The sequence below is a fragment of the Pseudoalteromonas sp. SR45-5 genome (assembly GCF_014163565.1).
Classification (GTDB): Bacteria; Pseudomonadota; Gammaproteobacteria; order Enterobacterales; family Alteromonadaceae; genus Pseudoalteromonas; species Pseudoalteromonas distincta.
Window position 1 is genome coordinate 1 of record NZ_JACJDN010000162.1, and the last position, 7,064, is coordinate 7,064.

Annotated in this window: 8 protein-coding genes; 2 read left to right on the top strand and 6 right to left on the bottom strand. The window is 39.2% G+C overall.

Annotated elements, in window-relative coordinates; all coding sequences use genetic code 11:
* Positions 1-128: 128 nt before the first annotated feature.
* A complete protein-coding gene (locus tag H5072_RS08165) occupies positions 129-380 on the bottom strand; it encodes a hypothetical protein (RefSeq protein WP_002963043.1) in 252 nt (83 codons plus the stop codon).
* A gap of 100 nt (positions 381-480) precedes the next feature.
* Here H5072_RS08165 and H5072_RS08170 point away from each other — a divergent pair, with 100 nt between their 5' ends.
* On the top strand, positions 481-720 hold the full coding sequence (locus H5072_RS08170) for a DUF2960 domain-containing protein (protein ID WP_002963045.1): 240 nt from the start codon (positions 481-483) through the stop codon (positions 718-720).
* A 31-nt stretch (positions 721-751) separates the two neighbouring features.
* Here the strand turns inward: H5072_RS08170 and alr are convergent, their stop codons facing one another.
* From alr to H5072_RS08195, 5 genes are all read right to left on the bottom strand, one after another.
* Entirely contained in the window at positions 752-1,831 is a 1,080-nt protein-coding gene (alr, locus tag H5072_RS08175; RefSeq protein ID WP_024596806.1) for an alanine racemase, read from the bottom strand.
* Positions 1,831-3,210, bottom strand: a complete 1,380-nt coding sequence (gene dnaB, locus H5072_RS08180) for a replicative DNA helicase (protein WP_002963050.1) — start codon at positions 3,208-3,210, stop codon at positions 1,831-1,833. The genes alr and dnaB overlap by 1 nt, the downstream gene beginning before the upstream one ends.
* 112 nt (positions 3,211-3,322) lie before the next feature.
* Positions 3,323-4,261, bottom strand: a complete 939-nt coding sequence (locus H5072_RS08185; RefSeq protein ID WP_182693217.1) for a DUF4097 family beta strand repeat-containing protein — start codon at positions 4,259-4,261, stop codon at positions 3,323-3,325.
* A gap of 9 nt (positions 4,262-4,270) precedes the next feature.
* A complete protein-coding gene (locus H5072_RS08190; protein ID WP_182693218.1) occupies positions 4,271-4,753 on the bottom strand; it encodes a hypothetical protein in 483 nt (160 codons plus the stop codon).
* Positions 4,740-5,288 (bottom strand): RNA polymerase sigma factor, encoded by a 549-nt coding sequence (locus tag H5072_RS08195; protein WP_039490247.1) that lies wholly within the window; start codon positions 5,286-5,288, stop codon positions 4,740-4,742. Before H5072_RS08195 ends, H5072_RS08190 begins: the two co-directional genes overlap by 14 nt.
* A gap of 553 nt (positions 5,289-5,841) precedes the next feature.
* Here H5072_RS08195 and H5072_RS08200 point away from each other — a divergent pair.
* The gene (locus tag H5072_RS08200) at positions 5,842-6,945 is read left to right on the top strand and encodes an endonuclease/exonuclease/phosphatase family protein (RefSeq protein WP_182693219.1); all 1,104 of its coding nucleotides are present in this window, start codon (positions 5,842-5,844) and stop codon (positions 6,943-6,945) included.
* The last annotated feature ends 119 nt before the right edge of the window (positions 6,946-7,064 follow it).

The window sequence follows — 7,064 nt, forward strand, 5'->3', positions numbered from 1 at the left end:
GAAAATCACGCTAAAACTAGGCAAAAATTTTTGTATCTAGTTGTTCTAAATAAAAAATTTTTAACGACGTTATAGTGCAATTTAATTCGTTAAATTGATTAAAGATTTATGCAGATTGGTATTATAGATTATTCAGGCGATAAGTCGCCAGAGAGAAACTTACATACAAAAATAGCTTTACCAAATTCTTCATATGAGCGCTTAATTTCGGTATTTAACACCTGCATTACTAAATCATAATCACCAAAAATTTGCGTTGATAGCGTATTAGTAATCACTTTTAAATTTTCGTATTCGTTTAAGCGGTCAATAAAGCCTTTAATAAACGGAATGTAATCTTGGTGAAGTGGATATTTACTGATCTCTACTGATAATTTCATTTTAAACTCTACTTTTTAATTATTTGATTTAAACAAATCATTCAATGCCAGTTCAATACAGTGTAAAATTATACTAACACTCAATTTAACTGAGCTTATTATGGCACGCAGAATAACGTATACATTTAAAAACCAACCGCGCGAAATTAACTTCGCAAAAGATAAATACCACGACATGTATCAAGCTATTGCTGCTGCCGAGGGTATTGATTTAACAAATTACTTAAACATGGTACGCCAAATAGAAATGACCTCAAAAGGGTCTGCTTCTGTTCGTAACTTTCGCGACCAAGAATTTGCCCGTATGGGCTTTAGCGACATTTACTTTATAAAAGAGTAATTATACCCAATTGGTGTACGCTAAAAACTAACTATGGCTGATACTCATAACTTACGCGTGGTGTAATATTACATAATAGCTCGTAAGGAATAGTATCAGCGCACAGTGCTATTTCTTCAACTGGAAGCTCAGGGCCCCACATAGTGACTCTGTCGCCAACTTTAATATTATGCTCATTAGCGCCTATATCAACGCTGATCATGTCCATAGCTACGCTTCCTACAATACCATAACGCTGCTCACCAATTATTACCGGTGTCCCCTCTTTAGCATGCCGAGGATAACCATCGCCATAACCCATAGCTACAACAGCTAACTTGGTTGGTTTATCGCTTTTCCAACGACCACCATACCCAACAGCCTCATTAGCAGGCACATCTCGTACTGCAATTACGCGCGTAGTTAAGCGCATAACTGGTTTTAATTTGTGTTGCTGCCCAATACTATTTGCCATTGGCGATACACCATATAACATAAGCCCAGGACGTACCCAATCGCCATGACCGCTTGGCCAGGCAATAATACCAGCAGAATTTGATAAACAATGCGCTTGGTCAATGCCATTCACTAAATTATCAAACAACGTAATTTGCTGAACCGTTTTAGCATTATCAACGTCATCAGCACACGAAAAGTGGGTCATTAAATTAACGGTATTTTTAGCGTTAGGTGTTTTTTGCAAGCGGCTATAAAACGCTTCAAACTGCTCTGGCGCAATACCTAATCGATGCATACCTGTATTTACTTTTAACCAGCATGTTATTGGTGCATCTAGCTTTGCTTTTTCAAGCGCCGCTAATTGGTACTCATCGTGAATAATAGTTTGAAAATTGTTGGCCAGCAGAATCGGTAAGTCGGCTTTGTTAAAAAAGCCTTCTAGTAAAACAATTGGTTTTGTTAAGCCCCCAGCTCGAAGGGCAAGCCCTTCATCTATACGTGCCACAGCAAATGCGTCAGCATTATTTAAATGCTGCGCAATTGTTACTAATCCATGCCCGTAAGCATTTGCTTTTAGCACCGCCATCACTTTGCTGTTAGGTGCAAAGCCCTTAACTTGCGCTAAATTATGCGCAAGTGCCGTTAAGTTAATTTCAGCAGTCGCTAAGCGCATTAGTAATCGTCATCTACCGCTGGTCCCGCGTAATTATCAAAGCGAGAAAATTGACCTTGGAATGTTAAACGCACTTTACCAATTGGGCCGTTACGTTGTTTACCTATGATAATCTCAGCAATACCTTTATCAGTACTGTCTTCGTTGTAAACTTCGTCACGGTAAATAAACATGATTAAATCGGCATCCTGCTCTATCGACCCTGACTCACGTAAATCTGAGTTAATTGGGCGTTTATCGGCACGTTGCTCTAGCGTACGGTTTAGCTGCGAAAGCGCAACAACCGGACATTTTAGCTCTTTTGCTAGTGATTTAAGTGAACGCGAAATTTCAGCAATTTCAAGCGTTCGGTTATCAGCAAGGCTAGGTACGCGCATTAGCTGCAAGTAATCGACCATGATCATACTAATGCCGCCGTGGTCACGCGCAATACGACGTGCACGAGAGCGAACATCGGTAGGTGTTAAGCCCGAGGCATCATCAACATACATTTTGCCTTTTTCCATCAACAAGCCCATTGTTGATGAAAGTCGCGCCCAATCGTCATCATCTAACTGACCTGTACGTACCTTAGTTTGGTTAATACGGCCAAGAGACGCTAACATCCTCATCATAATTTGTTCTGAAGGCATCTCTAGCGAGTAAATTAGCACGGGTTTGTCTTGAGTCATTGCGGCATGTTCTGCAAGATTCATCGCAAAGGTGGTTTTACCCATTGAAGGACGCGCTGCAACAATAATTAAGTCAGACGGTTGCAGGCCCGTCGTCATTTTATCAAGATCGGCATAACCTGTACTTACACCCGTTACACCATCTTGTGGCGATTGATAAAGCTCTTCTATTTTATCAACGGTTTTTTCGAGTATGTTATGAATACTTTGCGGGCCTTCCGTACTTTTTGTACGTTGCTCGGCAATTTTAAATACTTTGCTTTCGGCAAAATCGAGTAGGTCGTGACTAGTACGCCCTTCGGTATTAAAACCCGCTTCGGCTATTTCATTTGCCACGCCAATCATTTCACGTACAACAGCACGCTCACGTACAATGTTTGCGTAGGCATCAATGTTGGCTGCACTTGGCGTATTTTTAGCAATTTCGGCTAAGTAAGCAAAACCCCCAATACCTGCAAGTTTATTATTTTTTTCTAAACTTTCAGAAATAGTGATTAAATCTATCGGATCGCCAATCTCAGCAAGTGCCGTCATCGCCTCAAAAATTAACTTGTGCGTGCGGGTATAAAAATCCTGTGATACAACAAGCTCAGCTACGCGGTCAAAAGCTTGGTTATCAAGCATTAAGCCACCTAAAACAGATTGTTCAGCTTCTATTGAATGGGGAGGAACTTTAAGAGTATCGACTTGCTTATCTGGTTTGGCCATAACTTCACAGTAGTAAAATTGAATGGCTCTATTCTATCGACTTGCAGGGGCTGTGCAAATAGAAAAGCAGGAAATCTTTCCTGCTTTTTGTAATCGTGATGGGGAATGAGTGTTATTTGGTACGAAGCTCTATTCGTCCACTTATGGTATCCATTTCAACATTTGCATTACCGCCATTAATACTAAACTCTAAATCACTGGCTGGGCCATATTTAGCTTTACTGACTTTGTCACTACTGACTTTGTTAATGATTTTACCATTAGCATGGGCTTTAATTTCAAACTTTGCTGATACACTTTGTGGGAAATAAAAGTCGGCATCACCACTTACTGATTCAAAACGTACATCACCGCCTTTTAAAAGCTCGTTAATCTGTACTTCTGCTTCGCCATTGACCGTATTAATACGTAGGTTTTTAATAGCCGATAGCGTAAATTCTATATCGCCATTTACGTTTTCAAGGCGTACATCATTAGCGCTTGAAGTTGATTTAATATCACCATTAACAGCGCTAAAACGCAGCTCACCACTTGATTGCCTATCGTTAATTTCACCATTTACGGTTTCAAACTGAATATTCCCGTTTAAGTTCTCAGCGTTCACATCACCATTTACAGTGGTGAGCTTAATGTTGCCAGTAATATCATCTACCGTAATTTCGCCGTTAACCACATCAACTTCTGCGCCATTTTTAAGCTCCTTTGCAGTCACCGATACATTAACGCCAGCAAACGCTAAACTACTGCTTTTAGGCATAAATATAGTTAGGTTTGAGCCGTCACCACTATTACCCCAATTTGATTTACGGGGCATTTTTACAATAAACTGTGTTTTATCACCACTTGTTTTAAGCTCATAACCCTGTGCTTTATCATCAAGCTCGCCAGATACTTTAAATTCGTTTTTATCCCAGCCTGTAATATGTATATCACCGCGTTGGTTTTCAATAAAAATAGTGCCGCCACTTGGTACGTCTATTTGCTTATCTATTTTTTCACCCGCAAATGCCGCCAGTGGAAATAAGCTCAGTCCTAATAAAATCGCTTTCATATCGTACTCCTAAATGTGCTGCCAACGTGGCGCGTGCACCTTGTTAATTAAATCAAGTTGTTGTTGATATATTTGCGCTAACATTGTCAGTAGCGCTTGGTTTTGTGGTTCGTTTTCAAGAGCTTGCTTTATTGCTTGCTCAGCTTCTTCAAGTTCTTGTAGTTGCGTTTGCCAGTTAGTGGTTAATGCTTCTTTATTTTCGTATTCAACTAACAAACTATTTTTTTGAGCCGAAAAGTAATCACTTATAGCCACTACGGGCTGTGGTTCAGGTGCTATAAAAAATATATTAACAGCAATTAAAGCAGCCACAGTACACGCTGCTATTGCCGTTAGTTTTGGCCAAATAATAGTGCTATTTGGGTTCTGCTTATTATTAACAATTGCTCGCTCAATCCCCGCCCATAAATCTTTATGTGGCGTAATTTCTTTATCAAGCGTGTTTAATGACTTGTTTAAGTAGTCGCTAAAGTTTGGTTTACTCATTTTCATACCACTCTTGTAATAACTGCCTAGCACGATGATATTGTGACTTACTTGAACCAACAGCCATACCTAATTGCTCCGCGATTTCCTCGTGCCTATAACCTTCAATAGCAAATAATACAAATACCATACGTGCGCGCTCAGGAAGCCTTACTATTAACTTATCGAGGCCATTTAAGCCTTTGCAGTCGTTAGCTGATTGCTCATCCATACCGCTGTGTTCAATACTTACTACTTTTTGTAACCAGTTTTTTTGCTTGCGCAGGTAACTTATCGCTACATTACTGGCAACACTATATAGCCAAGTAGAAAACTGCGAACGCCCATCAAATAATGCTATTTTATGCCATACCTGTACAAATACCTCTTGGGCGGCGTCTTCGGCGTGTGCTTGGTCTGCTAATAAGCGTAAACATAAACCGTATACTCGTTTTATATGTAACTCATAAAGCGTTGTGTATGCGCCTTGATCACCCGATTTAACTCGCTCAATGAGTGCAGCTTCGCACAAAGGCGCTGGTTCGGGTTTAACGTGTAACATCCGTGATGCCGCCTTTTAATTATTATTGTTGAGTTGCTATTTAAGTGTATTGATAAGTTAGACGTAATGACAGTTCGAAAAGGTTTAAAAGGAATGAAAAAATAATTGAATAAAAAAGGGGCTTATACGAGGCTTTATACCAATTCGCTTAATTAAGTGAATCTATTTTGAGGATGGAAAAACGTGTTGATAGCTAGACAAAAAATTCGCTATTTAGTTGTTCTCGGCAATTGCTCCTGCATTGCTCTACCTTCTGCATCCATGCAGTCGTAAATGAGAATTTTTTAACACAGGTAGCGACACGTTTAGCCCCGCAAAATGATTAAGTATTATTGCGGATTGGTATAAAGTAAAAGAGTGTATAAAATTACAATTAAGCTGGCTGATTGATTACGTAAACATGTAATAAAATGATAGTTTATAAGCCAGCAACACTTTCAACTTTACTTAGGCGAACCCCATCAGCAATCAAGATCTTAAACAGTTAGATACAGATTTAAAAAGTGATGAATCTGGAATTATTAACACCCAACTAAAAATAGCCACATTTAACCTGTTTAACTATCTTGAGCCGCCCAATGCATACTATGAGTTTGAAAAAATTTATACTGTGCAGCAGTGGGCTAAAAAGCAGCGTTGGATTGTTGATTACTTAACAGAACATGCCCCTGATGTGATTGGTTTTCAGGAAGTGTTTAGCATTGACTCATTAAAAGAGCTAGTAGGCGAGCAAGGTTATAATTACTTTGCTGTAGTTGATACGCCAGAGGTGATTGATGACTTTATTTATAAACGCCCTGTAGTGGCAATCGCCTCTAAATACCCCATAGTTGAAGTAGCAGCGGTTGAGCACGATAGTGAGCTTGCAAATGCGCTTGGCCTTAATAGTGAGTTTACTTTTAGTCGTAAAGTACTAAGAGCAACTATAACGCTGCCGCATATAGGCAATACTGATTGTTACGTGGTGCATTTTAAATCTAAACGCCCAATGATTAATGTCGATGAGCATAATAAAGAGCTTACACCCGAGCAAAACATAATTGAAATTTTAAAAGCGAATGTAGCGGGTGGGTGGGGCTCAACTATTCAGCGTGGCAGTGAAGCTACATTACTAATGATACAAATGATTGCCCGTCGCGAAGCTACGCAACAACCCATGCTATTAATGGGGGACTTTAATAATGAACTTGCGGATGGCGTATTAAGCCATTTACTGACAAGTACGCTACGCTTTGCGCCTGCATTTGATGCTAAAACCTACCTCGCTAAATATTGTTTAAATGATTCATGGGATTTGTTTGTTAAGTCGCAGCTAAGCGAAGATGAACTGTCTAATGGTGAGGCAATGACTAGCGATGAAATAAGCGATAGTGAAAGCAATAGCATTTTTGATTTAGCTGATGAAAACGAAGCAAAAAATGTTAATGCAACTAAGCTTATGCCCTTAAGAGCACCAACACATTATTATGGCGCGAGCATCTCCGTGCTTGATTATATTTTATTATCTTGTGAGTTTGATGCCAGCTACCTTGGCAGTTTTTTTGAGGTGATTGAGTATAATACTTATGATCGTCACTTAATTAACCCCGAATTTGAGCGTGATGATTTAAGTACCGATCATGGTATTGTGTTAGTTACACTAAAACTAAGAAGCTAGGCTTGCTCTATGCATAATTATGCTAAAATTATAAATTAAAAGTATTCATATAGCAGCAATACTTGATGTATTGCGCCGGTTTGTATATTTTATCATCAGCCTTTTGAATTGTATTAATA

Excerpts from the sequence above, each read along its gene's own strand:
- H5072_RS08165 (WP_002963043.1), bottom strand. The coding sequence starts at position 380 with ATGAAATTATCAGTAGAGATCAGTAAATATCCACTTCACCAAGATTAC.
- H5072_RS08195 (WP_039490247.1), bottom strand. The coding sequence starts at position 5,288 with ATGTTACACGTTAAACCCGAACCAGCGCCTTTGTGCGAAGCTGCACTC.
- H5072_RS08170 (WP_002963045.1), top strand. The coding sequence starts at position 481 with ATGGCACGCAGAATAACGTATACATTTAAAAACCAACCGCGCGAAATT.
- H5072_RS08190 (WP_182693218.1), bottom strand. The coding sequence starts at position 4,753 with ATGAAAATGAGTAAACCAAACTTTAGCGACTACTTAAACAAGTCATTA.
- alr (WP_024596806.1), bottom strand. The coding sequence starts at position 1,831 with ATGCGCTTAGCGACTGCTGAAATTAACTTAACGGCACTTGCGCATAAT.
- dnaB (WP_002963050.1), bottom strand. The coding sequence starts at position 3,210 with ATGGCCAAACCAGATAAGCAAGTCGATACTCTTAAAGTTCCTCCCCAT.
- H5072_RS08185 (WP_182693217.1), bottom strand. The coding sequence starts at position 4,261 with ATGAAAGCGATTTTATTAGGACTGAGCTTATTTCCACTGGCGGCATTT.